Here is a 24,830-nt window from a genome sequence, read left to right on the forward strand (position 1 = left end):
GCTGTTCAGCCCATTCTTTTGTTGCGTGTTCGCATCAGGGGAGGAAGGAACAAGGTTATGGGAAGGACGCTCAGAAGCAATGTCTATCGCAGCGCAGGTCTGCTGGGGGGACTGGTGTTGCTGGCTATCAGCTTCATAGCAAGCATGAGGTACGGATTCGTTTCGATCAGTTGGAACGATATCGTCTCTTCCATTGCTAGTTATGATGAAGGGGAAATGAATCAAGTCGTTGCGCGAACGGCCAGGCTGCCCAGAGCGCTGATTGCTGCTTCGGTCGGCGGATCGCTCGCTTTGGCGGGAGCCATTCTGCAGAGCGTAACCCGCAATCCGCTTGCGTCGCCAAGCGTGCTGGGCATTAATGCCGGCGCTTCGGTAGCCGTAGTGGCTGCTATTACATTGTTCTCGATCCGGGAGACGGAGCCTCTGATGTGGATTTCGTTCCTTGGGGCGGCTGTAGCGGCGGCGGCTGTATATGTGCTGGGCTCCGTAGGGAGAGAAGGGCTCTCGCCGCTTCGAATCATTCTTGCGGGTTCCGCCATGACGGCATTATTCGCATCATTGACGCAAGGCATGCTCGTGCGCAATGAAAGCGGGCTGCAGGATGTCCTGTTCTGGATAGCGGGCTCCGTAGCCGGCAGAACGACAGAGATGCTGCTTCCTGTGCTTCCGTATATGGGAGCCGGCTGGCTCCTTGCGTTAGCCTTGTCCAGACAGTGGAACATTATGGCGATGGGCGAGGAGTCGGCGAAGGGGCTTGGTCAGAACATGACGCTGATGAAGGTGGCTGCCGGGCTGATTGTAATCTTGCTGGCAGGGAGTGCTGTTGCAGTAGCAGGACCCATCGGCTTGATTGGCATTATCGTTCCTCATCTTGCAAGAGGCATTGCAGGCCTGGACTATCGCTGGCTTCTTCCCTATAGCGCCGTGCTGGGCGCAAGCCTGCTCTTGCTGGCGGATTTGGCAGCGCGATTTATTATTTTCCCGCTTGAGGTGCCGGTAGGCATCATGACGGCTGTTCTCGGGGCGCCGTTCTTCATCTACCTCGCACGAAAGGGGCGTGCGAAGCTATGAATTCCCCTATTCATAAGATTGCAGCTGACAAGCGGGGCACCAAACGAAATGCTGCGGCGCGAGCCATGCTGTGGCTTTCGCTCCTTGCGATGGGATTATCCATCCTATACTTGATGCTTGGCGACAGCTTTATCGGTATTCACCGCGTATGGCAGGGGCTTTGGGGGCGTGGATTGGAGGAGGATGTCCTCATCGTGCAGTCGTTTAGAGCGCCGCGGCTTGCCATTGCCTTGCTCGTAGGCGCAGCCTTGGCGATATCGGGCGCTATTCTGCAGGCCGTCATCCGGAATCCGCTTGCCGCACCGGATGTGGTGGGCATTACGGGTGGCGCTTCGCTCGGCGCCGTATTGTTCCTGACCGTGTTGGCGGGTACATTCGGCCGTGAGCTGCTGCCACTAGCGGCTATCATTGGCGCCTTCTGCGCATCGGCTCTTATCTATATGCTAGCCTGGCGGAAAGGAGCGGATTCGCTGCGACTGGTGCTGGTCGGCATCGGCGTCGCTTCGCTTCTATCGGCAGGGACGTCGTTTCTGTTGACATTCAGCCCCGCCTACTCCGCTACATCAGCTTACATTTGGCTGACAGGCACGATCTACGGCTCTTCCTGGGAAGATGCCGCTATACTGGCTCCGTGGATGCTCGTGTTTTGCATAATCTTATATTTCAACACCGGTAACTTGCATGCCCAATTGCTAGGGGATGAGCTTGCGATCGGCATCGGCTCGCCCTTGCAACGCCACAGGCTGCTGTTGGTGTCGCTGAGCGTGGCGCTTGCCGGTGCCGCCGTCGCTATTGGCGGTTCTATCGGATTTGTCGGGCTTATTGCGCCCCATATGGCGAGACGTCTGGTCGGGCCCGTCATCCGCCGGGTACTTCCTGTGAGTGCCCTAATCGGCGCTATCGTGGTTGCGGCAGCGGATTTGATCGGCAGAACCGTCTTTCTGCCGTATGATATCCCGGTTGGCGTATTCACCTCAGCGGTAGGTGCACCGTTTTTTATTTATTTGCTGTATCGTTCCAGGAAAACAGGCTAGGAGCGGTCAGGGGACTTTTGCATTCTCATTAGCCAATCCGCCCGCCTGTATTCCGTAATCTATCATAATATAATCGCGAAAAAACCTCCGCTTCTGCCTTTCGGTAGAAGCGGAGGTTTTGGGTTGGTGCGGACCGCTGGTTCGTTGCCGGTTGACCGGCGATCAATTGTGCGGTGACCGAGTCTATTGTTGAGCGAGCTTGCCATGCTACTCCTTGGTTATGGAATCCCCAAATTCAACATCGATGCGCAGCACCTCGGAACGGCTTCCTATGCGCAGCGGCGGTCCCCAGAAGCCAAAGCCGGAGGATACGATCGCATGCAGGCCGCCTTTCCGCAAATAACCCCAGTCGAGCTCGAACATTCGTCTGGTGATGAGGTGGTTGGGTGCCAGCTGTCCTCTATGCGTATGGCCGGACAGGCTAAGGTCGACGCCATTATCCGCCGCGGCTGCCAGATCCGACGGCTGATGATCCAGCATAATGACAGGAAGCGACCGGTCAAGCGGCTCGACCAGCTCCTTGATGCTCTGCCGTCCGCCGTTCTGGCTGCCGACGGCTTTATCCTTACGGCCTACTACTGCAAATTCATTCCCGATCATAACGGTTTCGTCCATCAGGACCCGTATGCCGATGCTGTTCATTTCGGCAACGAATTCGGGAACCTTGCCGCCGTAATATTCATGATTGCCTGTTACGGCATAGACGCCAAGCGGCGCTTTCAGCTGTCCGATGACATGCTTCATCCCTTTTTTGAGGAATGGAGCCAGGTCGTCATCCAGAATATCGCCGGGCAGCAAGATGATATCCGGCTTAATCTCCTCCACCTTGCGAAGCAGCTTGTGCAAATGGCGATTGCCGATCACCGTGCCTAGATGCAGATCGGACGCCATCGCGATCGTCAGCTTCCGTCGATCACCTGCCGGCTTCGGAATGCGAACCTGATAGGTTCGAATGACGGGAGACCATGCATTGCGCGAGCCAAGCACGAGCAAAAAGATCAGCAGCAAGAGAACGACTCCGCCGACAGCTGTAATATAGATGTCTGCTTCTGCTCCACCCCACTTCAGCAATAGTCCCGCAATATCCGCAATCGGGAACAACAGTATGCAATATTGCAGCAGTCCGAGCCAATAGGAGCCGATGACCTTCAGCGGGGTCGTCAGCCAGTCTAGCGGAGCTGCTTGCGCCAGTCTGCCAGCGATATAACCAAAGGCCAGCAGGGCGATGATACAGGAATAGAGGACAGCGCTCTCCCAACCTGTCACTTGGGACAGGAAGACCCAGCCGTTCCAGCCAATATAGCCTGCCAGCGCGCCATAGATAGCGAGAAATCCGATAATCGAAAAAACAGCACGCAGATTCATGGGTGGACCAAGCTCCTTTTTATGAAAAAATAGATGATCTAGCAAGAAGGAATGCTCCTACTATAGCATAGGCAATGGGGCGGATGCTAATCTGATAGAATGGGCCGGATCCAGCGCTGTGAAAGGCTTCCTTCCTGAGTAAATGTACGATCGGGAAGCGGTAGATATGAGGTGTTTACGAACTTATCATACGGGTGCAAATTGCGACATTCCGCGGGCACGCGAACCTTACAAAAATGTCATGTTCTCTGTACGGAAAATCGATGGATTGCGGTGCAGGCTGGCTGTATACTGTGGCTAGCTCAACGGGACGGAGGAAGCTGGAATGATGTTATCTAAACGAATCGATGAATTGGACTATTTGCGGGGATTTGCGCTGCTTGGCATCCTGCTGATGAATGCGATTGCGCTGCTTCACTTGTCGCTGCCCGAGGCGGGGTCAAGCGACGAGCTGTATCAGCGGCTGCTTTATTTGCTTGCTGAAGCCCGATTCTTCAGCATGTTTTCGTTTTTGTTCGGAATCGGTTTTTATTTGTTTATCATGCGCGCCAATGATAAAGGACGCAACGGCTATCTGTTGTTCCTCATACGTATAGCGGTGCTACTCGGCTTCGGCTACCTGCATGCCATCTATCATCCGGGAGAGGCGCTGATGATCTATGCGATATGCGGCTTGCTGCTGCTTCCGTTTTATAAGGTGAACCGGTGGGTGAATCTTGCGCTCGGTGCGGTGCTGCTTGGGGTGTTCGCGGCGCTTGGAGCCAAAGTGCTGATGCCGTTTCCGTTCATGCTGTTAGGCGTGGCGGCGGGTCAGCTTCGGTTGTTCGAGCGGATTCAGGAGCGGCGGAGAATGTTTGAGATTGCTGCTGTTGTGCTGTTGGCTGTGGCGGCAGCTGCGCTTCAGTACCAATACGGGCTGGCTCCAAGCGAGCCGTTCGGAACATTCGTGATTGAGGGGACTGGCGATTCCCTGCAAGAGCAGGCGAATCAATATCTGAAGGCGGGACTGCTCATAGGACCGCTGGTCGCCTTCGCTTATATGGCGCTGCTGCTTCTCCTGCTTAAGATCAAGCCGATTCGCGAGCTGCTGGACCCGATGAGGGCGGTGGGGCGGATGGCGCTCACGAATTATATCGGGCAAACCGTGCTGGTGCTGGTCGCCGGTCAATGGCTGGGCCTTGAGGGGACATCGAACTGGCTGGACTGTCTGTGGCTGTGTCTTGGCATTTATCTGTTTCAATTAATCGCTAGCTCGATCTGGCTTCATTATTTTGCGATGGGCCCGCTGGAGTGGATATGGCGAGCGGCTACGTATCTGCGGTGGCCTCCGGTTTTCAACAAGCAGCGTACAGCCGTTAAGAGTCAGTGAGGGTATGGGCAACGTATTTGCGATAAAGAAACTCATACCCATGCAGCGAATAGCCTGCTGTTGCCCGGCAAAGAGGGGCCGTGGCGTTGCGCATGCGCTGCTCCCTATGGTATCGTGTCACCATATGACACGGGATTGGGGAGAAGGGCATGAAATCACTTGTTCTGGCGGAGAAGCCAAGCGTGGCGAAGGAAATCGCCAGAGTGCTTGGTTGCACAACCAAGCAGAAAAGTTATATCGAAGGACCCGCTTACGTTGTCACGTGGGCGCTCGGACATCTGGTGACACTGGCAGAGCCGGAGGATTATGACGGGAAATATAAGACTTGGAATTTGGAAGACTTGCCGCTGCTGCCGGCGAAAATGAACCTGAAGGTGCTGAAGGAAACGTCGCATCAGTTCCGGGCTGTCTCGCAGCTGTTCAAGCGGAACGATATCAGTGAATTGATTATCGCGACAGACGCGGGGCGTGAGGGAGAGCTTGTTGCCCGCTGGATTATGGAGCTTGTGCACTGGCGCAAGCCGGTCAAGCGGCTCTGGATTTCGTCGCAGACGGATGGTGCCATCAAGGAAGGCTTCAAGCGGCTGAAGCCGGGCAAAGATTATGAAGCTTTGTATGCATCGGCTGTCTGCCGGGCAGAGGCTGACTGGATTATCGGTCTCAATATGACCAGAGCGCTGACGAGCAAATACAATGCGCAGCTGGCGGCGGGACGCGTTCAGACGCCGACGCTTTCGATGCTGATGGAGCGTGAGCAGGAGATCGCCGATTTCCAGTCCCAGCCGTATTGGACGGTGCAAGCGGGATTCGGAAGCTTCGGAGCGCTATGGCGCGAGCAGGACGGCCACGACGGCAGAGCATGGAAGAAGGAGCGGGCGGAGGAAGTGGCGGCGAAGGCGATCGAAGCCGGATCGGCAAAGGTTCTGAAGCTTCGCACCGTCGAGCGTTCGGAGCCGCATCCGCAGGCGTACGACCTGACCGAGCTGCAGCGCGATGCGAACCGGAAGCTTGGCTTCTCTGCCAAGCAAACCTCCAATGTGCTGCAGAAGCTGTACGAGGCTCATAAGCTGGTGACGTACCCGCGGACGGATTCCCGCTATTTGTCCAGCGATATGGTTGCTACGCTCAAAGGTCGGGTGGAGAGCATTGCGGTAGGACCGTATGCGGCGCTTGCGCGCAAGCTGCTTCGAGCTCCGCTGCCTGTGACGAAGCGGATCGTGGATGATAGCAAGGTGACGGACCATCACGCGATCATTCCGACAGAGCAATATGTCAATCTGGGGGCGCTAACCAGCGATGAGAGACGTCTCTACGATCTGATCGTTCGCCGCTTCATTGCGTTGTTCTATGGACCGTACCGTTATGACGAGACAAGCGTGACGCTTGAAGCGGGCGGACAGCGCTTTTATGCCAAGGGGAAGACAGAGAAGGACAAGGGCTGGAGAGAGGTTTATCAGGATAGCCATGCTTCGCAAAATGATGATGAAGATGACGATACGGATAGCGGCGCAAGCCGGACGAACGAAGAGCGCCAGCAAGCGCAATTGCTGCCGCCGCTAGCGGAGGGGCAGACCTTGCCGGTCAAGAGCACGGGCGTGAAGGAGCAGCGCACGCTGCCTCCTGCCCGGTATACAGAGGCATCGCTGCTTACCCGAATGGAGAAGCATGGCCTCGGCACGCCGGCGACACGGGCAGATATTATCGAGAAGCTGCTGTCTACGGATACGATCGAGCGCACGAGAAATTCGCTTGTGCCGACGGGGAAGGGCAAGCAATTGATTGAGTTGGTCGTAGAGGAGCTGCGCAGTCCCGAGCTGACGGCGAAGTGGGAGCAAGAGCTGGAGCTGATTGCGAAAGGCAAAGGCGATCCCGCTGCTTTCATGAAAGGCATCCGCCAGCAGGCCCAGAAGTGGATCGGGGAAGTCAAGGCGGAGACGAAGGAATATAAGCCGCATAATCTGTCTCACTCCAGCTGTCCGGAATGCGGCAAGCGGATGCTGGAGGTTAATGGCAAGCGCGGGAAGTCGCTGCAATGCCCTGACCGCGAGTGCGGGTACCGCCGCTCCACTGAGCCGATCCTGCTGAACAAGCGTTGTCCGCAATGCCATAAGAAGATGGAGATGCATGACGGCAAGGCTGGCAAGTATGCGCAATGCCGCCGATGCAATGTTATCGAAATGCTTGGCGACAAAAACGGGGCACGCGTCAACAAGAGAGAACAGCAGAAGCTTATCCAGCAGTTTAGCGACAACGCTCCTCTGACCAATAGCCTCGCGGATAAGCTGAAGGCCGCGCTGGAGAAAAAGTCGGATTAATCGAGAGCTTGAGCAGATCGAACAGAATAGATAGAACATGGACAGTCCCATTGCCTGAAGGCAGTGGGACTGTCCGCTTTTCCCGCATCTACCTACGACATTCATCCAAGAGGGAAGGCTGCTATCGCCATATGATAGAGAGAAGGCGATAGGAAAGGAGATTGGTAGCATTGGCTAACCACTCGGGAAGGCAACTGGCCAGCAAGTGGGCCAAAACGGAAGCGCTTCTCTCTCATCCCGGGCTTGCGTCCCATGTCCCGCCGTCTAGCAAATATTCTCCACAGCAGCTTCAGCATATGCTGAATGCTCATGGAATGGTCGTGATCAAGCCGATCGTTGGCTCCGGCGGCAGCGGGGTCATCAAAGTGATGAGGACTGGCGACGGGGGCTACTCATTCACGCACAGGGACCGCACGTCCAGATACGGAAGCTTTGATGCGCTCACAGGCGCGCTTCGCTCCAGAACAAGCAAGCGGAACTATTTGATACAGAAGGGAATTTCTTTGGCAACGGTGAACGGAAGGCCTATTGATTATCGGGTTAAGTACGTCAAGACGTTCAATGGCTGGGAGTACAGGTCGCTCGTGGGACGGATAGCGAGACCAGGCTTGTTCGTCACGAACCTGAGTCAAGGCGGACGCATGGTGCTGGCCGGGGAAGGAATCAGATCCTCGCTGGGTAAGTCCCATGTGAAAGCGAAAAAAAGCAAAATGCGGGAAATCACTGTGCTGGCGACAAGAGTGCTGGAGCAACGGTATCCCGGCATCTCGCATTTGGGCTTCGATTACGGCATCGACCGGCAAGGCAAGATATGGATCTTCGAGGTCAATACGAGACCGCATTGATGCCGGAAAGACATGGGCTGTCCCCAGTCATGCCAACATGACAAGGGGACAGCCCTCTTTCGTTTGCGGATAGGTGTTATGCCGCTAGCTGCACGTTGCAGTTGATTTTGTCTATTCAAGTGGCAAGAAATTTTGGGTTATCTTGTCGCATGCTGTGTCCGGTACACGCATTGACTGGATCACGTTGTGCTGGCTGGCACAAATTGCTGGTTGGTTGCACGCAGCATTTAGTTGCACACATTAGCTAGCGGCACACTCTTATCTGAATGGAGCACCTATATCCATTGCCAATTACGTCTAACCTTGATAAATTTTATCTCCGCACTTAGCCGTGTCTACGGGGGATGCTTAAGACCGAGAAACTCGGCTAGGAGGAGCCAGTTGGACGCTTGGAGCAGCTGCAAGCCGAGAAACTCGGCTTAGAAGTGCGAAGTGGCGCTTGGAGCAGCTGCAAGCCGAGAAACTCGGCTTAGAAGTGCAAGCTGGGCACTTGGAGCAGCTGCAAGCCGAGAAACTCGGCTAGGAGGAGCCAGTTGGACGCTTGGAGCAACTGCAAGCCGAGAAGCTCGGCATAGAAGTGCGAAGTGGGCGCTTGGAGCAGCTGCAAGCCGAGAAATTCGGCATAGAAGTGCGAAGTGGACGCTTGGAGCAGCTGCAAGCCGAGAAACTCGGCTTAGAAGTGCAAGCTGGGCACTTGGAGCAGCTGCAAGCCGAGAAATTCGGCTAGGAGGAGCCAGTTGGACGCTTGGAGCAACTGCAAGCCGAGAAACTCGGCTTAGAAGTGCGAAGTGGGCACTTGGAGCAGTTGCAAGCCGAGAAACTCGGCTTAGAAGTGCGAAGTGGGCACTTGGAGCAGCTGCAAGCCGAGAAACTCGGCTTAGAAGTGCAAGCTGGGCACTTGGAGCAGCTGCAAGCCGAGAAACTCGACTTAGAAGTGCGAAGTGGGCACTTGGAGCAGCTGCAAGCCGAGAAACTCGGCTTAGAAGTGCGAAGTGGGCGCTTGGAGCAGCTGCAAGCCGAGAAACTCGGCTTAGAAGTGCAAGCTGGGCACTTGGAGCAGCTGCAAGCCGAGAAACTCGGCTTAGAAGCGCAAGCTGGGCACTTGGAGCGGCTGCAAGCCGAGAAATTCGGCTTAGAAGTGCGAAGTGGACGCCTGGAGTAGCTGCAAGCCGAGAAACTCGGCTTAGAAGTGCAAGCTGGGCACTTGGAGCAGCTGCAAGCCGAGAAACTCGGCTTAGAAGTGCAAGCTGGGCGCTTGGAGCAGCTGCAAGCCGAGAAATTCGGCTAAGAGGAGCCAGCTGGACGCGCGTAGATAGACGTTGCTTCGAGCAGTGAAAACGACTTTGTAGCACATTACCTGGCTCACGGAGACGAAACGAGTCGAAAAACCATTACGCTTTAGCGAAAAATCACTTTAACGTGCTAACGTTGTATAGTCAGCTGGGGAAATACGTCTAACTGGGCAATCAGATGTCGAATCGATACATAATAGGCGTGCGCATGAATGACCCATCGAATGCGAAAACCCTGCTATATCAAGCCACCAGCAGCTTTCTTTTCGAGCAGCTTGGAACTTTCCGTTATCGCATTCACACAGCAATCCAGACTAGATGGACTTGCCGTCTGCGGACCCTACCATTTAATGACATTAAAATATTAAGTTGATAGAGTACGGAAAGGCTATTAAAGTTTTTTATAGTTTTATAGGCTTCAACAGGCTGTGGATAACCCTATCCACATTATCCATACTGAAAACACTGGAAATTTAAGGTCTATTCACAGCCCATTCACAAGGTATCCACATGCCGTTGTGTATAAGAGGGTCTGTTGTTTCGGTTCTAGGACGATGCTACACTAAAAACTGTAAATCCCACGTGGCCGTTAAAGCGTTTTAATTATACGAGTTTGGTGTAAAAAAATAGTAGAAAGCGAAGGAGGAGATAGCATGGATACATTATCTGACGAGCTTCTAGTAGACACGTATTACGCCGCGATTGAATATAAGCTGGATCCGGAGTTCATTCGAATGCTGGCTGTCGAAATGAAGCGTCGTGGCGTAGATCTGTCCTCGCACAAACATACAGCATAACCCCAAAAAGCGCGCACCAATCCTATTCCCATTGTGTAACCATAGCCTCACTTGTCTGCTGACAGCTTGGGCAGTATACCGTATGACAGCAGCCAGCCTCAGTATGCAATAATGAAGCCGAGTTTACAGTTTGAGCATCTGCCGGTTCATATGGCGCATACGGCCCGGTCCAATCGGACAAGCGGCCGCAATCCGTTACCGTTCCACCACAAGATAAGCAAGGAACTTGCAAGTTGACGATTCCGTTGCATACAGGACATAACATAAGGGTATCCTCCTTGGCATCAGATTGGCGTACATTGCAATCCGCTTAACCAAGTATAGGATACCCTTTTGCTAACTTTACATGCGATTAGAGCTTCATGTTGCTGCTGTGTCCCGGCGAGAGCTTCGCGCTTGGATCGATATAGACCTTGGCATTGTTAATCGCCGTGGGCGCTTCCCCGAAGCCGACTGCAATGAGCTTAAGCTTGCCTGGATACGTCGTAATATCACCGGCGGCGAAGATGCCTGGAATGTTCGTCTCCATTCGCGTATCGACAACTATGGAACCGCCCTGAATATGGATTCCCCATTCGGCAATTGGGCCGAGCGAGGATACGAATCCGAAGTTGACAATGACATCATCCACTTCCAGCCTGCTCGTTTCCTTTGTCTTCACGTCGCTTAGCGTTACTTCAGTTATGGCATCTGTGCCATTGAGCTCTATTATTTCTGTCGGCGTGATGATGTTTACAGAAGACCTCATCAAGTTTTCTACACTGTGCTCATGAGCACGGAACTTGTCGCGGCGATGAATGAGCGTGACGCTCTTCGCGATTGGCTCCAGCATTAGCGACCAGTCAACGGCGGAATCGCCGCCCCCGCTTATAAGGACACGCTTGTCTTTGAACCGGCTAAGATCGCTTACGAAATAATGCAGGTTCTTTCCTTCAAAGCGTGAAGCTTCGGGAAGCTCCAGCCTGCGCGGCTCGAACGCGCCGACGCCTGCTGTAATGATGACCGCCTTGGCATAATGCTTCGCCTTGTCAGTCTTCACCTCGAATAACCGTTCATCCAGCTTGGCTACGCCTACAACTTTCTCCTCCAAGCACACTTCCGGCTTGAATAGATCAATTTGCTCTTTTAAGCGGTCGACTAGCTCCTGTGCCGTTACCTTCGGAAATCCTGCGACGTCATAGATATACTTCTCCGGATATAATGCAGCTAGCTGACCGCCGAGCTGGGGCATGCTCTCGATGATTTTGACGGATGCCTGGCGCATCCCTCCGTAGAATGCGGCGAACATTCCGGCCGGGCCGCCGCCGATGATTACGATATCGACTGTATGTTCAGATGATGGGACATTTGTCATGCGATAAGCACCTCCTGCGAAAAGTCCTGTACGTAACCCATTATAATGCTTCGCTTGCGGAGATGGTAATCTTTTAATTGTGCAGGACTCTAAAGTTTTTCGTGAAAATTACCCTTGAACTTTTTGTGAAAAGTCTGTAATATGTCTGATGTATATTAATGATATCTACCGTCGCGGAATTTTGGCATATGTTGTCGGAATTCGGCGAATTACGTTCGGATTGATGTGATAAAAGTTCTTTTTCAAGCACAAACTTCATATGATGCATTATTTTTGATCGAGTTTGTGTAATTTTTCACATTCTTTTGGATGAATGTGCGTGGCATTTTGCCTATAACATGGTTTGTTAAGCGAACCCGCTTTATGCAAGCGGGGGATTTTTATATCGCCAATCAAAAGAAAATGAGGAATGGATGGGATTCTACGATGAGCAACATACCGAAAATTGTTATCCTTGGCGCCGGTTACGGCGGCGTGCTGACGGCGCTCCGTCTGCAGAAAGAATTGAATTATAACGAAGCGGACGTAACGCTGGTGAACAAGCATGATTACCACTACATTACGACGCATCTTCATATGCCGGCTGCGGGTACGGACAACCCGGAGAACGCTCGCGTAAGCATCTCCAAGCTGATCGATGAATTTAAAATCGATTTCGTTAAATCGACTGTTGTTCAAATCCGTCCGCAAGACAAAAAAGTCATCCTCGAAGACGGAACATTGTCTTACGACTATCTGGTTATCGGCCTTGGCGGCGAGCCTGAGACATTCGGTATCCCGGGTCTGGCTGAGAATGCAATGAACATTCGCAGCATCAACTCCGTTCGCTTGATCCGCGAACATATCGAATACCAATTTGCTCGTTACAAACGCGAGCCGCATCGCACGGACTACCTGACGTTCATCGTTGGCGGCGCCGGCTTTACAGGCATCGAGTTCGTAGGCGAACTGTCCGACCGCATTCCTGAGCTTTGCAAGCAATTCGACGTAGATCCGTCCCTCGTGAAGATCTACAACATCGAAGCTGCTCCAACCGCACTGCCAGGCTTCGATCCGGAGCTGGTGCAATACGGCATGGATGTGCTGCAGAAGAAGGGTGTTACCTTCCGCATCGGCACAGCAATCAAAGAGTGCACGCCTGAAGGCGTCGTAGTCGGCGAAGGCGAAGAAATCAAATCCGCAACGGTTATCTGGACCGGCGGTATCCGCGGCAACCGCTTGATCGAGGAAGCTGGATTCGAGACCATGCGCGGTCGCGTGAAAATTGACGAGTTCCTGCGTTGCCCAGGCAGCGAGAACATTTACATCGTGGGCGACAACTCCCTGATGTTCAATCCAGAGGGACGTCCATACCCGCCAACTGCGCAAATCGCGATGCAGCAAGGCGTTGTATGTGCGCATAACCTGGTCGCTTCGATCCGCAACCAGCCGCTGAAGACATTTGTATTCTCCAACAAGGGTACAGTGGCGTCGCTTGGCAAAGGCGAAGCTATCGGTATCGCGTTCGGCAAGAAATACAAAGGCCGCGTAGCTGCATGGCTGAAAAAAATGATCGATATCCGTTACCTGTTCATTATCGGCGGCATTCCGCTCGTTCTGAAAAAAGGTAAGTTCCTGTAATGAGACACTGCAGCGTACAAGTTCGAGGTTTATTGACGAGAGATGAATTGGATCGTTATAACGCCTTGATCGAGGTCGGCTCCTATTTGGAATCGCAGACCCGTCATGACTTGGCCTATACGGTGCAGAAGGAAATCGACCTGTTGATACAACCCGCAATTGAACGGCTGAAGGACAAAGGCCGCGAGCGCGACAGAGCGACTCAGGAATATTTGGAGTCCAAACGCCTTGGGGCGGAATCGGACGAAGAGGAATAATAATAAAGGCTTTCGCCGTGCAATTGCTGCCGGTGAAAGCCTTTTTTGTGTTTTAAGCTTATGTCATGCAGCTTGTCCATGCTAGAATATTTAGTCAGAGCGGCATAAAAAATAACAGGCCCGTTGCGTTCAACGAACCTGTTCTTATTAGAGCCTATTACTTTGAAGATAGGACGCTTATACCGTAAGCAACTTGTCGAACTTCTCGACATCGAGGAAATTGCCGACATAGAAGTCGCCGAAGTCGCCGAACCGAGCGCTTACTTCGTCGAAGCGCATCTCATAGACGAGCTTCTTGAACTGAAGCGCATCGTCTGAGAACAGGGTTACGCCCCACTCCCAGTTGTCGAAGCCAACGGAGCCAGTAATGATCTGCTTGACCTTGCCTGCATACTGACGGCCGATCATGCCATGGCTGCGCATCATCGCCTTGCGTTCGTCCATGCTCAGCATGTACCAGTTATCGTGGCCAGAGCGGCGCTTGTTCATCGGATAGAAGCAGATATGCTTCCACTTCGGAAGAATCGGCTTTAGTCTCGCGACGATCTCCGGATTCTGCAGCGGGTCCGAACCAGGTTGTCCCATGTAGTTGCTGAGCTCTACGATGCTGACATAGGAATGAACCGGATACGTAAAGCTGGCGAACGTCGTTTTGTTGAACGCCGTTTCGATTTCGTTCAGATCCTCCAGCGTCTCGCGCAGATGCATGAAGACGAAGTCGGCTTTCTGTCCGACGATGGAATAGACAGCGGTGCTGCCCAGCTTCTGCTCTTCAATCGCAGACCACTCGCCTAGGAAAGTATGCAGCTCATCCAGCGCGCGCTTGCGCTCGCTCTCGTCGGCCAGGCGCCATGCGGTCCAGTCGATGCTGCGAAAATCATGAAGGGCGTACCAGCCCTCTAATGTTTGTGCGGCTTCACTCATCGGGAAAAACTCCTCTCAGCTCCTAATTTAAGCTTCTATATATTGTATCGTAACGCGCGCGGTATGAGCAAATGACGGACTTGTGACATTTGGCCTGCGTCGATTGACTTCGGATGCCGCTTTCATTAAACTAATAAAGTCAATGATTATGCGCAGATTGGCGCATAACGTAAGCGGAGAGCTTGAAAGGAGCTATTGGAATGCCAGACTTAGTCATAATGATCGTCCAAGCCGCAGTGGCGACGGTTCTGTTCTTTGTCATGATGTTCGGTATCGGCTTTATTCTGAACATGCTGCTGAAGACGACTTGGTTTCCGATGATCTTGTTTGCAATCGTCATGATCGGACTGGTCATATGGTCGCCATGGGACGAAGCGTCTAAACCGACACTGGATAATATAGGTACATATACGACGATCTACTATCTGCCTATTATCGGCGCCATGATTGGGGCGTACGTAAGCGGCTGGGCCATCAATGCGCTGCGCAAAGGCGGCTATAAAATGTTTTAATCTCAAAATCCCTCGTACGGGGGATTTTTCTATTTGTCCGATTCTCCAAACTTGTCCCTTTGTATGCTAGAATAGTAGAGATAAAGATAAGGATGGAGTCGGTGCGATGCGCATCAATCATATTATGCAATTTACGGAACATCACCGTTATTACATATTTCGGGATTTCTCGTTAAGCAGCCTTCATTATAAAATGTTGTCGTTAATCTATCAGCCGATGATCGGCGCGTTCGCTATCTCGATGTACCAGCAGCTGTACCATGGCATTGCCGATGACCGTTGCGGTTATTCGTCTCTGGAGCCTCATCGCAAGCTGTTCCTGGGCCTTGGCCTGGAGATGAATGAGAAGAGCCGCCGTTATGTTATCGATCAGGCATCGAAGCTGGAGGCGGTCGGCCTGCTCTCGACATCGAGGCTTGGCGTGCCTGAGCATGCCGATGTTATTTATGAATATGAACTTATTCAACCGTTGTCGCCTGCTGAGTTTTTCACTAATATGCACCTGTCCATGCTGCTGCGGGATAAGGTGGGGAAATACGCTGTAATCGCGCTCAGAGAATCGTTCGGGTCCAGCGAGCCGGATGAGCTGGCGCATGCGCAATTTACGAAGGAGAATATCTCGGTTCCGTTCTACGAGCTGTTCAAGCTGAATCCGCAATCCTTCGATACGGAGCTGGAGCAGGCGCTTTCCGAGGTTGCGCCTACGAGGCAATCGACGGTACGAACGGAGCATGCTTCGGCGGGCATTCCTTACGGAGAATTAATAATCCGTTTCCCGCGCAACTCTTCCAACCGGACCTACGTCGAGCGTCTCCGCCAGGATACGGAAGGTCTTGCGCAAATTAACTATGTGGCTTACAAATACAACTTGTCGATCGTCAATCTATGCCGTTTGCTGGATGAGGACGGAGCTTTCACCGAGACAGGCGAAGTGAATTTGGATGAGCTGCAGATGAGGGCGAATCAGCTCTACAGGCAAGACAAGAAGCGCGAAGGCGAGCGGCAGCGCACGCTGTCGCACACCGCCATTCATACCGATGCGGCAGAACCTGAGGATACGGATGAGCCGGATGAAGAGTTCGAAGTGCAGGAGCAGGATTATCTTCCAGTGCCGAATCAGTTGAAGGGTCGCTGCGATATTCAGCAGTACAACATGCTGATGCGCAATGAACCGCATACCCGCTTCCTGAAGCGCTTCTTCCCGGGAGCCGTGCCGGATTGGGTTGATCAAATCTTCGAGCGTATCGACCTCAATTACCGGTTGGCGCCGCCGGTCATTAATGTGCTCATCCATTACGTGCTGGGCGAAAGCGATTCCGCGCGTGTCACGAAGACGTTCATCGATGCGGTTGCCTCCAATATGCTGATGAAGGGGATTGATACCTTCGAGAAGGCAGTCAAGTATGTGAGAGAGCAGGCGCAGCTTGAACAGGAGAAGGAGCGTCGGAAGGAGCCGGGCGGCGGCTATGCCGGCGGCACAAGAGGTGGGGCGCGAGGGGGCAATTCCCGCGGCGCATCACGCAAGCCGTCCATACCGATCGTCTCTGAAGGAAATCCGGCAGCTTCCGTATCGGCCGATGAGCTGGAAGAGCTGCGCCGTCTGGCGCGGAAGCTGGACGGACAATCATAATGATCTTAACGAGGGGTGAGAGAGATGGAATCGCTAGGCGAATTGTTGAAGTCATTCCCGGGAGGAAGATCCCTGTCGGAGGAAGCGGAACGCAAATTAAAGGAACTGATGCGAGACCCCCTCGTCATCAAGCTGCGTGAGAAGTATCCCGAAGTGGACGAAGAAGCGATCCGGCTGAACCTGAATCGGGTCTATCAATATGTATCCGAATATAGTAATTGCTCTAATTGTCCGGGACTCGACCTGTGTCCCAATGACTATGAAGGGCATTATACGCTGCTAAAATCGGAGACGATGAATGGCCACACCCAGCTGTATGACCGTAAGGTATCCTGCAAGAAGTTCCTGGCGAGACAAAGCGAGGAGGCGATCCGCAGCCGGATCCGCAGCTTCTATGTGGACGATGCCGCGCTTCGTCGCGGTTATTCTTCCGACGAGATTCTGACCAATGATATGGAGCGGGCCAAGGCTGTAGGTCAAGTGCTTCGATATATCGATCGTACCAGGGAACAGGGCCTTGGCCATGAAGGCCTATATTTGGCCGGGCGGTTCGGCACGGGCAAGACCTTCCTGATGTGCTATCTGCTGCAGGAGCTCGCGAAAGCGGGACATTCCGGCGTCATCGTCTATATGCCGGACTTTGTTGAGGATCTTAAAGTTTTAATGCATGATCCGGCCAAGCTGAAGGAAACGGTCGAGATGATGAAGTCAACGGACTTGCTCATCTTCGACGATATTGGCGCAGAGAACCTCAATCCGTGGGTACGTGACCATGTGCTGGGTGCTATTCTCAACTATCGGATGGAGCGTAAGCCGACCTTCTATACGTCCAATTATGATCTGGATGCGCTGGAGCGCCACTTCAGCTTTACCAGCAAAGATGGCGACGAGCTGCACAAAGGACAGCGGATTATGGATCGTATCCGGCCGTACGTGGAATCGATCATGGTCACAGGCGAGAATAAGCGCGGACGGAAGTAGTGCAGATGCAGCGCCAGAATAGAATAAACAGCAATGAAATCGCAAGTTGCAAAGCCTTCGTCCGAATTCGGCGAAGGCTTTTTTTTCTGGAAGGAATAGTTATATAACGAAAACTTATCGATCTCTTCAATTATTCGAAATTTGTGTTGACAGAGGTGGGGATGGCTGGTAATATGCATTCATAACCAACTAATCAGGTAGGAATAATGTTTGATGACCGGACGAACCGGAGTTGACGAAGCCCTATCTCATCCAATGAAAAATGAGAGGTGCAACCATGATGAAGAAAACTTCGGTTCGTATTCAAGCTATTCTATTATTTGTCGTATTCGCGTTAACGCTTGCTGCTTGCGGCGGCGACAATGGAACAGTCAACAATGGGGGAAAGAAAGATAACGCATCATCGCCATCGCCTTCGGCTTCACAACCAACGGAAGACAATAAAGACCCGCTTCCACCTGTCAAATTGTTGAACGTATCTTATGACCCGACTCGCGAGCTGTATGTAGAATTTAACAAAGCTTTCGCAGCCCACTGGCAGGCGGAAAAAAACCAAAAGGTCGAGATTGATCAATCGCATGGCGGTTCCGGCAAGCAGGCTAGAGCGGTTATCGACGGTTTGAAAGCCGATGTGGTCACCCTGGCGTTAGGCTACGACATTGACGCTCTGATCGAGACAGGCTTGCTAGACAAAGATTGGCAGAAGCAATATGAGCTGAACAGCTCGCCGTACACTTCAACGATCGTATTCCTGGTGCGAAAGGGCAATCCGAAAGGCATTCAAGACTGGAACGACCTGCTCAAGGAAGGCGTGGAAGTCATTACACCGAATCCGAAGACATCCGGCGGAGCGCGCTGGAACTACCTGGCGGCATGGGGCTACGCGCTGAAGCATAATAACAACGACGAAGCGGCTGCCAAGCAATTCGTAACCGATCTGTTCAAGCATGTACCGGTACTCGATACTGGCGCACGCGGTTCTACCACGACTTTCGTAGAGCGCGGCATCGGCGACGTATTGCTCGCTTGGGAGAATGAGGCGTATCTGTCCATCAATGAACTGGGCCCGGACAAATTCGATATCGTATACCCATCCCTTAGCATCTTGGCAGAACCTCCTGTAGCGATTGTGGACAAAACGGTTGACGATCGCGGCACAAGAGAAGTGGCCGAGGCTTACCTGCAATACTTGTATTCTGAGGAAGGACAACGTATTGCGGGTGAAAACTACTATCGTCCTACGAACGAGACCGTAGCAGCAGAATTTAAGGATCAATTCCCATCTCTTGAGCTTCTGACCATTGATGGTGATTTCGGCGGCTGGACAGAAGCGCAGACGAAGCATTTCTCCGATGGCGGAGTATTCGATCAGATCTACACGCCAGGCTCGTAATGATCAATATGGGAGAGAGCGGAGCTGACTTCACATGAAAGGTTCCAGAAATCGCAGAGTACTGCCGGGGTTCGGACTGTCGCTAGGATTCACCTTGTTTTATATCAGCCTTATTGTGCTAATCCCGCTGGCAGGCATTTTCTTCAAAACGTTCGAGCTTACGTGGGCCGAATTCTGGAGCACGGTAACGAATCCAAGGGTTCTGGCATCGTACCGCATCAGCTTTAGCACGGCTCTCTGGGCGGGAATCATCAACGCCGTCTTCGGGTTGCTGGTCGCTTGGGTTCTTGTGAGATACCGTTTTCCGGGGAAAAAGATCATCGACAGTCTGGTCGATATCCCGTTCGCCCTTCCTACAGCGGTGGCGGGAATTGCACTGACGACGATCTATTCCAAGACAGGCTGGATTGGCTCCTTGCTTGATCCGCTTGGTATCAAGATTGCTTATACGCAAGCCGGCATTACGATCGCGCTTATTTTTATCGGGTTGCCGTTCGTCGTCCGAACAGTTCAGCCCGTACTCCAGGACCTGGATAAAGAAACAGAAGATGCGGCTGCAACGCTTGGATCGTACCGGTTCCGTACATTCCGAAAAATCATCCTGCCGGAATTAATGCCTGCCTTGCTGACCGGGTTCGCCCTGGCATTTGCCAGAGGCATTGGCGAATACGGCTCGGTCGTATTCATCTCCGGCAACATGCCTTTGAAAACCGAAATCGCCCCGCTGCTCATTATGACAAAGCTGGAGCAATACGATTACGCAGGTGCGACAGCGATCGCTGCCGTCATGCTGATCATATCGTTTATCCTGCTGCTGATCATCAATTTGCTGCAATGGCATATGCAGAGAAGGTCCGTTGCCAAATGACAAGCGTCATATACCTTCCACGGCGGTTGATTCTCATTCAAAGGAGGAGATGATCTATGGCTGGCGCCATTACGGTTTATACATCGAAGGAGGACGTCAAGCGTCCGAAGCATAATACCGAGCACCGAGCCGTACAATGGCTGCTGATCGGCGCAGCGCTCTTATTTATCGGGTTAGTCGTGGTGTTGCCTCTCGTATCCGTATTCGTCGAAGCGTTCCGCAAGGGCGCCGATATGTACTTGAAGGCTCTGATCGAGCCGGACGCCTTGTCCGCATTGAAGCTTACGCTGATCATTGCGCTGATCGCAGTACCCGTTAATACGATATTCGGCGTCGCAGCCGCCTGGGCGATCAGCAAGTTCAGCTTCAAGGGAAAAAACTTCCTGATTACGCTCATTGATCTGCCGTTTGCAGTATCGCCAGTAATCGCCGGTCTCGTCTACATTCTGTTATTCGGCGCTCAGGGGTATCTGGGGCCTTGGCTGGGCGAGCAGGGCATTCAGATCGTCTTCGCCATCCCGGGTATCGTACTCGCAACCGTATTCGTCACGGTGCCGTTTGTGGCAAGAGAATTGATTCCGCTCATGCAGGCGCAAGGCGTACAGGAAGAGGAAGCCGCAGCGAGCCTTGGAGCGAGAGGCTGGTCGATCTTCTGGAAGGTTACGCTTCCGAATATTAAGTGGGGCCTTCTGTATGGCATCATTTTAAGCAACGCCCGGGCTATGGGCGAATTCGGCGCCGTATCGGTCGTATCCGGCCATATTCGAGGCCAGACGAACACACTGCCGCTGCATGTTGAGATCCTGTACAATGAATATCAGTTTTCCGCTGCATTCGCGGTTGCTTCGCTGCTTGTAATGCTGGCTGTACTGACGCTGATCGTAAAAGCGATTGTGGAATGGAAGTCGTCATCAAGTCATTAAATGCGGCATCATTTAACGTTATAATTCCGACTTAATTTATCAAATTGGAGGGGATTCAAATGGCAAAACCGTTGGAAGTGGATGATGTGTGGCAAGAAAGAATCTTGGATCAAGTGAGCGGATTGCAGTACGGGCAAGTCATCATTACCGTCCACGATGGCCGGATCGTGCAGATCGACCGCACGGAGAGAACGCGTTACGATAATCCTGGTCAGAAGCAAGCGCCGGCTGAAGCCTCCAAGCCTTCGGCCAGCGCCCGTGCGAAGACTAGCGGCGCCGCAGACGGAGAATCGCTGAGAGCCGCTCAATAGATTGGATCGAATGAAAAAAGCTCCGCACAGCATGTGCGGAGCTTTTTTGGTCTCTCTCTTATGTACTAAGAGATGATGAATTTCACGATAACGGCTACCGCGAATACAACGGTCATGAAAGCAAGCATGCCTCCAAAGCCGAACACGACATCCATCAAATCGTGGCGAGGCTCTTCATTATAGTGCTCGCGAGGGTCTCTTACATTCTCCATTGTTGACGTCCTCCTTAAAAGTCTGCCGGGCAAACTTTGAGTCGTAAGTATGCGCCTAAGACCTAGCTTTCATTAGTATACCCAAAGTTTCGAACAAATGTAAAGAAGAAGCGGTGACAAATGTAAGGCAAAAGCGCAATGGATTATGCTAAAATTAGCTGTAGACCGTATTCGAGTCGGAGGAGAGCTAAGCATGACGAATCAAGGGGAATTTATAAGCATGGAAGCAGCCAAAGAAGCGATTCGGAACAAGCTGGCGCTATTGCCGGACAAACCCGGCTGCTACCTGATGAAGAATCGAGAGGGAGTCATTATATACGTAGGCAAGGCGAAGGTGCTGAAAAATCGCGTCCGCTCCTACTTTATCGGAAGCCATAATGCCAAGACACAGCGGCTAGTATCGGAAATTGTGGACTTCGAATTTATCGTCACCGGCAGCAACATGGAGGCGCTGATTCTGGAATGCAATCTGATCAAGCAGCATCATCCGCGCTATAACGTATTGCTGAAGGACGACAAGACCTTTCCCTATATCAAAATTACGAATGAAGCGCATCCGAAGCTGGAGGTTACGCGCCGAATTGTAAAGGATAAAGGCAAATACTTTGGCCCGTATCCGAATGCATTTGCCGCACAGCAGACGAAGAAGCTGCTTGACCGCCTGTATCCGCTGCGCAAGTGCAAGACGCTGCCGGACAAGGTGTGCCTTTACTATCACCTGGGACAATGCGTGGCGCCTTGCGAATACAAAGTGGAACAGTCCACCTACGATGAGATGATCAGCGAAATTACGAAGTTTCTTAATGGCGGGGAAGACGTGGTCAAGTCCGAGCTGGAGCGGAAGATGCACGCCGCAGCCGAAGCGCTGGAATTCGAGCGGGCGAAGGAATTCCGTGATCAGATGGTTGCTATCGACGCGGTTATGGAGAAGCAGAAGATCACGATGTCCGACGCCATGGACCGGGATATATTCGGTTATGCGGTCGAGAAGGGCTGGATGAGTGTTCAGATCCTCTATATGCGTAAAGGCAAAATGATTGAACGCCATGGGACGACCTTCCCGTATTATGGCGAGGAATATGATGACTTCATCACATTCGTAACGCAGTATTACAGCGACAACCCGGCTTTGCCGAAGCAGATTCTCCTGCCGCATCCGCCTGAGCAGGATGCGGAGCGGGAGGACGAGATTATCACCTCGCTGCATGACTGGCTGAAGGTGAAGGTATTGATGCCACAGCGCGGGAAGAAAAGCGAGGTCGTCAATATGGCGCTCGACAACGCTCGTGTCATTCTGGAGGAGAAGTTCCGGTTGATCGAGCGCGATGAGGAACGAAGTGTAAAGGCGTCGCAATCGCTGGCGGAATGGCTCGGCATGGAACAAGTGCGACGGATTGAAGCATTCGACAACTCCAATATACAAGGCACGAACCCGGTATCGGCCATGGTTGTCTTTACAGACGGGAAGCCGGATCGGAAGGAATACCGCAAGTATAAGGTGAAGACGGTTATCGGCGCAGATGATTACGAGACGATGCGTGAGGTTGTTCGAAGACGCTATGAGCGCGTATTGAAGGATGGACTGGTGCAGCCTGATCTGATCGTCGTCGACGGCGGGAAGGGGCAGATCGCGGCCGCTCTCGACGTGCTGGAGAACGAACTGGGGCTATATATCCCGGTATGTGGCCTGGTGAAGGATGCCAAGCATAAGACGGCGCAGCTTATGACAGGCGATCCTGCGGAGATTGTGCCGCTGCCGCGCGACAGCCAGGAATTCTACCTGTTGCAACGGATTCAGGACGAGGTGCACAGGTTCGCGATTACGTTCCACCGCGAGCAGCGCGCCAAGTCGATGGTGGAGTCGAGGCTGGACTCTATCCCAGGCATCGGAGAGAAACGGAGAAAGGCGCTGTTGAAGCACTTCGGCTCGCTCAAAAAAATAAGAGAGGCCTCCGTCGAAGACTTCAGGCCCCTCTCGATTGGCGATAAGCTCGCCGCAGATATTATTGCTGCCCTTAAGGATGAATCGTCGACCTAGTCGGCGGATTCGTCCTTTTTCTATTGCTCCATGCCCTCAAGATAAGAGCGATGAAGAACGGCAGCGCGATAAAGAACAGCGCGGATACAATGTTGACCGTTCCGCCAGCGAAGATCATGGAACTGCCGACCGCTACGGAGTTGAAGATGGCATGCGTGAACATGGCTGCAATGAATCCGTACCGAATGAAGATAAAGCTGAAAATCAGGCCAATGACGATCAGCTCGAACAACCTTGTCGTCGATGGGTAGAATGGATACATCACATGCCCGAGCGCCCAGACGATGGTTGGGATAATTGCCGCAGCAAACGTATTGCGGAACCATCTGCGGAACAGTCCAATGCCGAAGAAACGATAGACGGCCTCCTCGGAGATTGCCGCTGCCCAGGCCAGAACAGGCATTAGCCACAAGTATTTCATATTGTAAGGCGACATCGTCACGTCGCTTGCGCCCCAAGTACCGATAAGCTTCCCTAGCACAAAGAAGATGACTGGCTGCAGTCCGAGCATGATGAGCGCGAACAGATAGGACAAGCCCATGCTCCGCCAGACGTGATCGCCATAGCCCGGGTCCTTCATTCTCGGCCATAACGGTCGGCCTTGCGCTTTCCATAGGCCATCCCCTGCCACGAGGGAGAAGTAGATGGATGCGGCCATCACGACAGATAGAATAATCGTCGTAATGGTGACGCCGATAACGAGGAAGTTATCCAGACGAGTCTCGCCCTGCGATGCGATCACCCCGTCCATAACGCCGAGATTCATGATGACGTAGGCAATAAAAAATACCGCTGTCAATATGATTCCGTATGTAAAGGACGTATGCTTGCGGTACAGAATGGCGTAAATGATAGCGAGCACCCCAAGCACGAAGCTCATGAATCCGTAGCCGATGCCTGTTAGCCAACCTGCCAGCTTATCTTGTTTTTCTACATAATCCTTATAGCTTTTGTGTACATCGAAGGCCGGTTTGTATTGACTCAGCACGAGCTTGCCGTCAACCGATATGACCTTTGTCGCTATGGTCAGATTGGCTTCTTCCACATCATAGCCAGCTACACGCTGCTTCAGTTCGCCGTTCCGTCCCATCGCTGCGTTCCCTGCAGCTTGGCCTTGAATCCTTCCGCTCTCATATAAGAAGTCGTTCGTCAGCTTCCGCGTCTCCTGCTCGGACGCTGCCGTCCCGTCGACAATCAAGTTCCAGCCGACGATCTGCTTATTGTACATATGCACATAGACGAAGCCGTAGCCTTTGCCGTCTGCAAAATTGACGTTAACCTGAAAAGTGTCTACGGGAAACTGGCTGTCGTATTTGTTTTCGTATTTTTCGGTTTGCTTTTCTTTGGACAGATAACCAGCCAGCAGCTTATCCGATTGATGGACAGCATGCGTCTTGTTGACGGTCAGCCCCGTCTGCTCCGCCGCGAATGCGCCGGCAAGCTCCTCTGCGACGGTCTTCGGAATGGCTTTGCCGCCATATTCATGCTTATTGATCGCAATAATAGCCGGGACGATCTCCATAAAGATGAAGATAATCGTACAAATAATTGCGGCTATGCCCAAAATAGTCCAATCTTTCGATTTGATCGTTTGATTCATAATTCACCCCTGGGTTAAATAATGGTATGGTCTTACTCTACCTTATCACAACGCTGTCTAAATTATCCATTCGGCGACAGGTATATATATGTAGTAACGATTTGGGGGGCCTACGGTTT

General features: G+C 52.5%; 23 protein-coding genes. 18 read left to right on the top strand and 5 right to left on the bottom strand.

Annotation, left to right across the window (positions count from 1 at the left end; translation table 11 throughout):
- Positions 1 to 57 precede the first annotated feature (57 nt).
- Both D3P07_RS13430 and D3P07_RS13435 read left to right on the top strand, forming a co-directional pair.
- The gene (locus D3P07_RS13430; RefSeq protein WP_119800704.1) at positions 58 to 1,071 is read left to right on the top strand and encodes a FecCD family ABC transporter permease; all 1,014 of its coding nucleotides are present in this window, start codon (positions 58 to 60) and stop codon (positions 1,069 to 1,071) included.
- The gene (locus tag D3P07_RS13435) at positions 1,068 to 2,105 is read left to right on the top strand and encodes a FecCD family ABC transporter permease (protein ID WP_119800705.1); all 1,038 of its coding nucleotides are present in this window, start codon (positions 1,068 to 1,070) and stop codon (positions 2,103 to 2,105) included. Before D3P07_RS13430 ends, D3P07_RS13435 begins: the two co-directional genes overlap by 4 nt.
- A gap of 207 nt (positions 2,106 to 2,312) precedes the next feature.
- On the opposite strand, the gene D3P07_RS13440 is transcribed toward D3P07_RS13435, so the two are convergent.
- Complete coding sequence (locus tag D3P07_RS13440) at positions 2,313 to 3,470, bottom strand: metallophosphoesterase (RefSeq protein WP_119800706.1); 1,158 nt, start codon at positions 3,468 to 3,470, stop codon at positions 2,313 to 2,315.
- Between the two features lie 325 nt (positions 3,471 to 3,795).
- Between D3P07_RS13440 and D3P07_RS13445 the strand changes: the two genes are divergently transcribed.
- The 6 genes from D3P07_RS13445 to sda all read left to right on the top strand — a co-directional run bounded on the left by D3P07_RS13445 (position 3,796) and on the right by sda (position 10,088).
- Positions 3,796 to 4,839 carry a DUF418 domain-containing protein gene (locus D3P07_RS13445; RefSeq protein ID WP_119800707.1) on the top strand — a complete coding sequence of 348 codons (1,044 nt, stop codon included), beginning with the start codon at positions 3,796 to 3,798 and terminating at the stop codon, positions 4,837 to 4,839.
- A gap of 149 nt (positions 4,840 to 4,988) precedes the next feature.
- The gene (locus D3P07_RS13450; protein WP_119800708.1) at positions 4,989 to 7,154 is read left to right on the top strand and encodes a DNA topoisomerase III; all 2,166 of its coding nucleotides are present in this window, start codon (positions 4,989 to 4,991) and stop codon (positions 7,152 to 7,154) included.
- A gap of 170 nt (positions 7,155 to 7,324) precedes the next feature.
- Positions 7,325 to 7,999: a YheC/YheD family protein gene (locus D3P07_RS13455; RefSeq protein ID WP_119800709.1), complete on the top strand. Its 675-nt coding sequence runs from the start codon at positions 7,325 to 7,327 to the stop codon at positions 7,997 to 7,999.
- 541 nt (positions 8,000 to 8,540) lie between these two features.
- The gene (locus D3P07_RS13460) at positions 8,541 to 8,726 is read left to right on the top strand and encodes a hypothetical protein (protein ID WP_119800710.1); all 186 of its coding nucleotides are present in this window, start codon (positions 8,541 to 8,543) and stop codon (positions 8,724 to 8,726) included.
- Positions 8,727 to 8,744: 18 nt separating this feature from the next.
- On the top strand, positions 8,745 to 9,161 hold the full coding sequence (locus D3P07_RS13465; RefSeq protein ID WP_119800711.1) for a hypothetical protein: 417 nt from the start codon (positions 8,745 to 8,747) through the stop codon (positions 9,159 to 9,161).
- 783 nt (positions 9,162 to 9,944) lie between these two features.
- Positions 9,945 to 10,088, top strand: a complete 144-nt coding sequence (gene sda, locus D3P07_RS13470; RefSeq protein ID WP_119800712.1) for a sporulation histidine kinase inhibitor Sda — start codon at positions 9,945 to 9,947, stop codon at positions 10,086 to 10,088.
- A 352-nt stretch (positions 10,089 to 10,440) separates the two neighbouring features.
- Here sda and D3P07_RS13475 read toward each other — a convergent pair whose 3' ends face one another.
- Entirely contained in the window at positions 10,441 to 11,442 is a 1,002-nt protein-coding gene (locus tag D3P07_RS13475) for an NAD(P)/FAD-dependent oxidoreductase (RefSeq protein WP_119800713.1), read from the bottom strand.
- A 426-nt stretch (positions 11,443 to 11,868) separates the two neighbouring features.
- Between D3P07_RS13475 and D3P07_RS13480 the strand changes: the two genes are divergently transcribed.
- Together D3P07_RS13480 and D3P07_RS13485 are read left to right on the top strand one after the other, a co-directional pair.
- The gene (locus D3P07_RS13480; protein ID WP_119800831.1) at positions 11,869 to 13,062 is read left to right on the top strand and encodes an NAD(P)/FAD-dependent oxidoreductase; all 1,194 of its coding nucleotides are present in this window, start codon (positions 11,869 to 11,871) and stop codon (positions 13,060 to 13,062) included.
- A complete protein-coding gene (locus tag D3P07_RS13485; protein ID WP_119800714.1) occupies positions 13,062 to 13,319 on the top strand; it encodes a hypothetical protein in 258 nt (85 codons plus the stop codon). Before D3P07_RS13480 ends, D3P07_RS13485 begins: the two co-directional genes overlap by 1 nt.
- 177 nt (positions 13,320 to 13,496) lie before the next feature.
- Here D3P07_RS13485 and hemQ read toward each other — a convergent pair whose 3' ends face one another.
- The gene (gene hemQ / locus D3P07_RS13490) at positions 13,497 to 14,243 is read right to left on the bottom strand and encodes a hydrogen peroxide-dependent heme synthase (protein WP_119800715.1); all 747 of its coding nucleotides are present in this window, start codon (positions 14,241 to 14,243) and stop codon (positions 13,497 to 13,499) included.
- Positions 14,244 to 14,443: 200 nt separating this feature from the next.
- Here hemQ and D3P07_RS13495 point away from each other — a divergent pair, with 200 nt between their 5' ends.
- The 7 genes from D3P07_RS13495 to D3P07_RS13525 all read left to right on the top strand — a co-directional run bounded on the left by D3P07_RS13495 (position 14,444) and on the right by D3P07_RS13525 (position 20,861).
- Positions 14,444 to 14,755: a YuiB family protein gene (locus D3P07_RS13495; RefSeq protein ID WP_119800716.1), complete on the top strand. Its 312-nt coding sequence runs from the start codon at positions 14,444 to 14,446 to the stop codon at positions 14,753 to 14,755.
- Positions 14,756 to 14,861: 106 nt separating this feature from the next.
- A complete protein-coding gene (locus D3P07_RS13500) occupies positions 14,862 to 16,385 on the top strand; it encodes a replication initiation and membrane attachment family protein (RefSeq protein ID WP_119800717.1) in 1,524 nt (507 codons plus the stop codon).
- A 24-nt stretch (positions 16,386 to 16,409) separates the two neighbouring features.
- Positions 16,410 to 17,366 carry a primosomal protein DnaI gene (dnaI, locus tag D3P07_RS13505; RefSeq protein WP_119800718.1) on the top strand — a complete coding sequence of 319 codons (957 nt, stop codon included), beginning with the start codon at positions 16,410 to 16,412 and terminating at the stop codon, positions 17,364 to 17,366.
- A gap of 280 nt (positions 17,367 to 17,646) precedes the next feature.
- Entirely contained in the window at positions 17,647 to 18,759 is a 1,113-nt protein-coding gene (locus D3P07_RS13510) for a sulfate ABC transporter substrate-binding protein (RefSeq protein ID WP_397334586.1), read from the top strand.
- Between the two features lie 34 nt (positions 18,760 to 18,793).
- On the top strand, positions 18,794 to 19,627 hold the full coding sequence (gene cysT, locus D3P07_RS13515) for a sulfate ABC transporter permease subunit CysT (RefSeq protein WP_119800720.1): 834 nt from the start codon (positions 18,794 to 18,796) through the stop codon (positions 19,625 to 19,627).
- A gap of 56 nt (positions 19,628 to 19,683) precedes the next feature.
- Entirely contained in the window at positions 19,684 to 20,550 is an 867-nt protein-coding gene (gene cysW, locus D3P07_RS13520; RefSeq protein WP_119800721.1) for a sulfate ABC transporter permease subunit CysW, read from the top strand.
- 59 nt (positions 20,551 to 20,609) lie between these two features.
- Positions 20,610 to 20,861: a YezD family protein gene (locus D3P07_RS13525; RefSeq protein ID WP_119800722.1), complete on the top strand. Its 252-nt coding sequence runs from the start codon at positions 20,610 to 20,612 to the stop codon at positions 20,859 to 20,861.
- Positions 20,862 to 20,926: 65 nt separating this feature from the next.
- On the opposite strand, the gene D3P07_RS13530 is transcribed toward D3P07_RS13525, so the two are convergent.
- Positions 20,927 to 21,073, bottom strand: a complete 147-nt coding sequence (locus tag D3P07_RS13530; RefSeq protein ID WP_119800723.1) for a YqzM family protein — start codon at positions 21,071 to 21,073, stop codon at positions 20,927 to 20,929.
- 193 nt (positions 21,074 to 21,266) lie between these two features.
- Here D3P07_RS13530 and uvrC point away from each other — a divergent pair, with 193 nt between their 5' ends.
- Complete coding sequence (uvrC, locus tag D3P07_RS13535) at positions 21,267 to 23,111, top strand: excinuclease ABC subunit UvrC (protein ID WP_259391483.1); 1,845 nt, start codon at positions 21,267 to 21,269, stop codon at positions 23,109 to 23,111.
- Here the strand turns inward: uvrC and D3P07_RS13540 are convergent.
- Entirely contained in the window at positions 23,089 to 24,711 is a 1,623-nt protein-coding gene (locus tag D3P07_RS13540; protein WP_119800724.1) for a CPBP family intramembrane glutamic endopeptidase, read from the bottom strand. The two genes, uvrC and D3P07_RS13540, sit on opposite strands and share 23 nt — an antisense overlap.
- Positions 24,712 to 24,830 lie beyond the last annotated feature (119 nt).

Source organism: Paenibacillus sp. 1011MAR3C5 (assembly GCF_003591485.1).
In the GTDB taxonomy this organism is placed as follows: Bacteria; Bacillota; Bacilli; order Paenibacillales; family Paenibacillaceae; genus Pristimantibacillus.

Excerpts from the sequence above, each read along its gene's own strand:
- D3P07_RS13430 (WP_119800704.1), top strand. The coding sequence starts at position 58 with ATGGGAAGGACGCTCAGAAGCAATGTCTATCGCAGCGCAGGTCTGCTG.
- D3P07_RS13435 (WP_119800705.1), top strand. The coding sequence starts at position 1,068 with ATGAATTCCCCTATTCATAAGATTGCAGCTGACAAGCGGGGCACCAAA.
- D3P07_RS13440 (WP_119800706.1), bottom strand. The coding sequence starts at position 3,470 with ATGAATCTGCGTGCTGTTTTTTCGATTATCGGATTTCTCGCTATCTAT.
- D3P07_RS13445 (WP_119800707.1), top strand. The coding sequence starts at position 3,796 with ATGATGTTATCTAAACGAATCGATGAATTGGACTATTTGCGGGGATTT.
- D3P07_RS13450 (WP_119800708.1), top strand. The coding sequence starts at position 4,989 with ATGAAATCACTTGTTCTGGCGGAGAAGCCAAGCGTGGCGAAGGAAATC.
- sda (WP_119800712.1), top strand. The coding sequence starts at position 9,945 with ATGGATACATTATCTGACGAGCTTCTAGTAGACACGTATTACGCCGCG.
- D3P07_RS13475 (WP_119800713.1), bottom strand. The coding sequence starts at position 11,442 with ATGACAAATGTCCCATCATCTGAACATACAGTCGATATCGTAATCATC.
- D3P07_RS13480 (WP_119800831.1), top strand. The coding sequence starts at position 11,869 with ATGAGCAACATACCGAAAATTGTTATCCTTGGCGCCGGTTACGGCGGC.
- D3P07_RS13485 (WP_119800714.1), top strand. The coding sequence starts at position 13,062 with ATGAGACACTGCAGCGTACAAGTTCGAGGTTTATTGACGAGAGATGAA.
- hemQ (WP_119800715.1), bottom strand. The coding sequence starts at position 14,243 with ATGAGTGAAGCCGCACAAACATTAGAGGGCTGGTACGCCCTTCATGAT.
- D3P07_RS13495 (WP_119800716.1), top strand. The coding sequence starts at position 14,444 with ATGCCAGACTTAGTCATAATGATCGTCCAAGCCGCAGTGGCGACGGTT.
- D3P07_RS13500 (WP_119800717.1), top strand. The coding sequence starts at position 14,862 with ATGCGCATCAATCATATTATGCAATTTACGGAACATCACCGTTATTAC.
- dnaI (WP_119800718.1), top strand. The coding sequence starts at position 16,410 with ATGGAATCGCTAGGCGAATTGTTGAAGTCATTCCCGGGAGGAAGATCC.
- D3P07_RS13510 (WP_397334586.1), top strand. The coding sequence starts at position 17,647 with ATGAAGAAAACTTCGGTTCGTATTCAAGCTATTCTATTATTTGTCGTA.
- cysT (WP_119800720.1), top strand. The coding sequence starts at position 18,794 with ATGAAAGGTTCCAGAAATCGCAGAGTACTGCCGGGGTTCGGACTGTCG.
- cysW (WP_119800721.1), top strand. The coding sequence starts at position 19,684 with ATGGCTGGCGCCATTACGGTTTATACATCGAAGGAGGACGTCAAGCGT.
- D3P07_RS13525 (WP_119800722.1), top strand. The coding sequence starts at position 20,610 with ATGGCAAAACCGTTGGAAGTGGATGATGTGTGGCAAGAAAGAATCTTG.
- D3P07_RS13530 (WP_119800723.1), bottom strand. The coding sequence starts at position 21,073 with ATGGAGAATGTAAGAGACCCTCGCGAGCACTATAATGAAGAGCCTCGC.
- uvrC (WP_259391483.1), top strand. The coding sequence starts at position 21,267 with ATGACGAATCAAGGGGAATTTATAAGCATGGAAGCAGCCAAAGAAGCG.
- D3P07_RS13540 (WP_119800724.1), bottom strand. The coding sequence starts at position 24,711 with ATGAATCAAACGATCAAATCGAAAGATTGGACTATTTTGGGCATAGCC.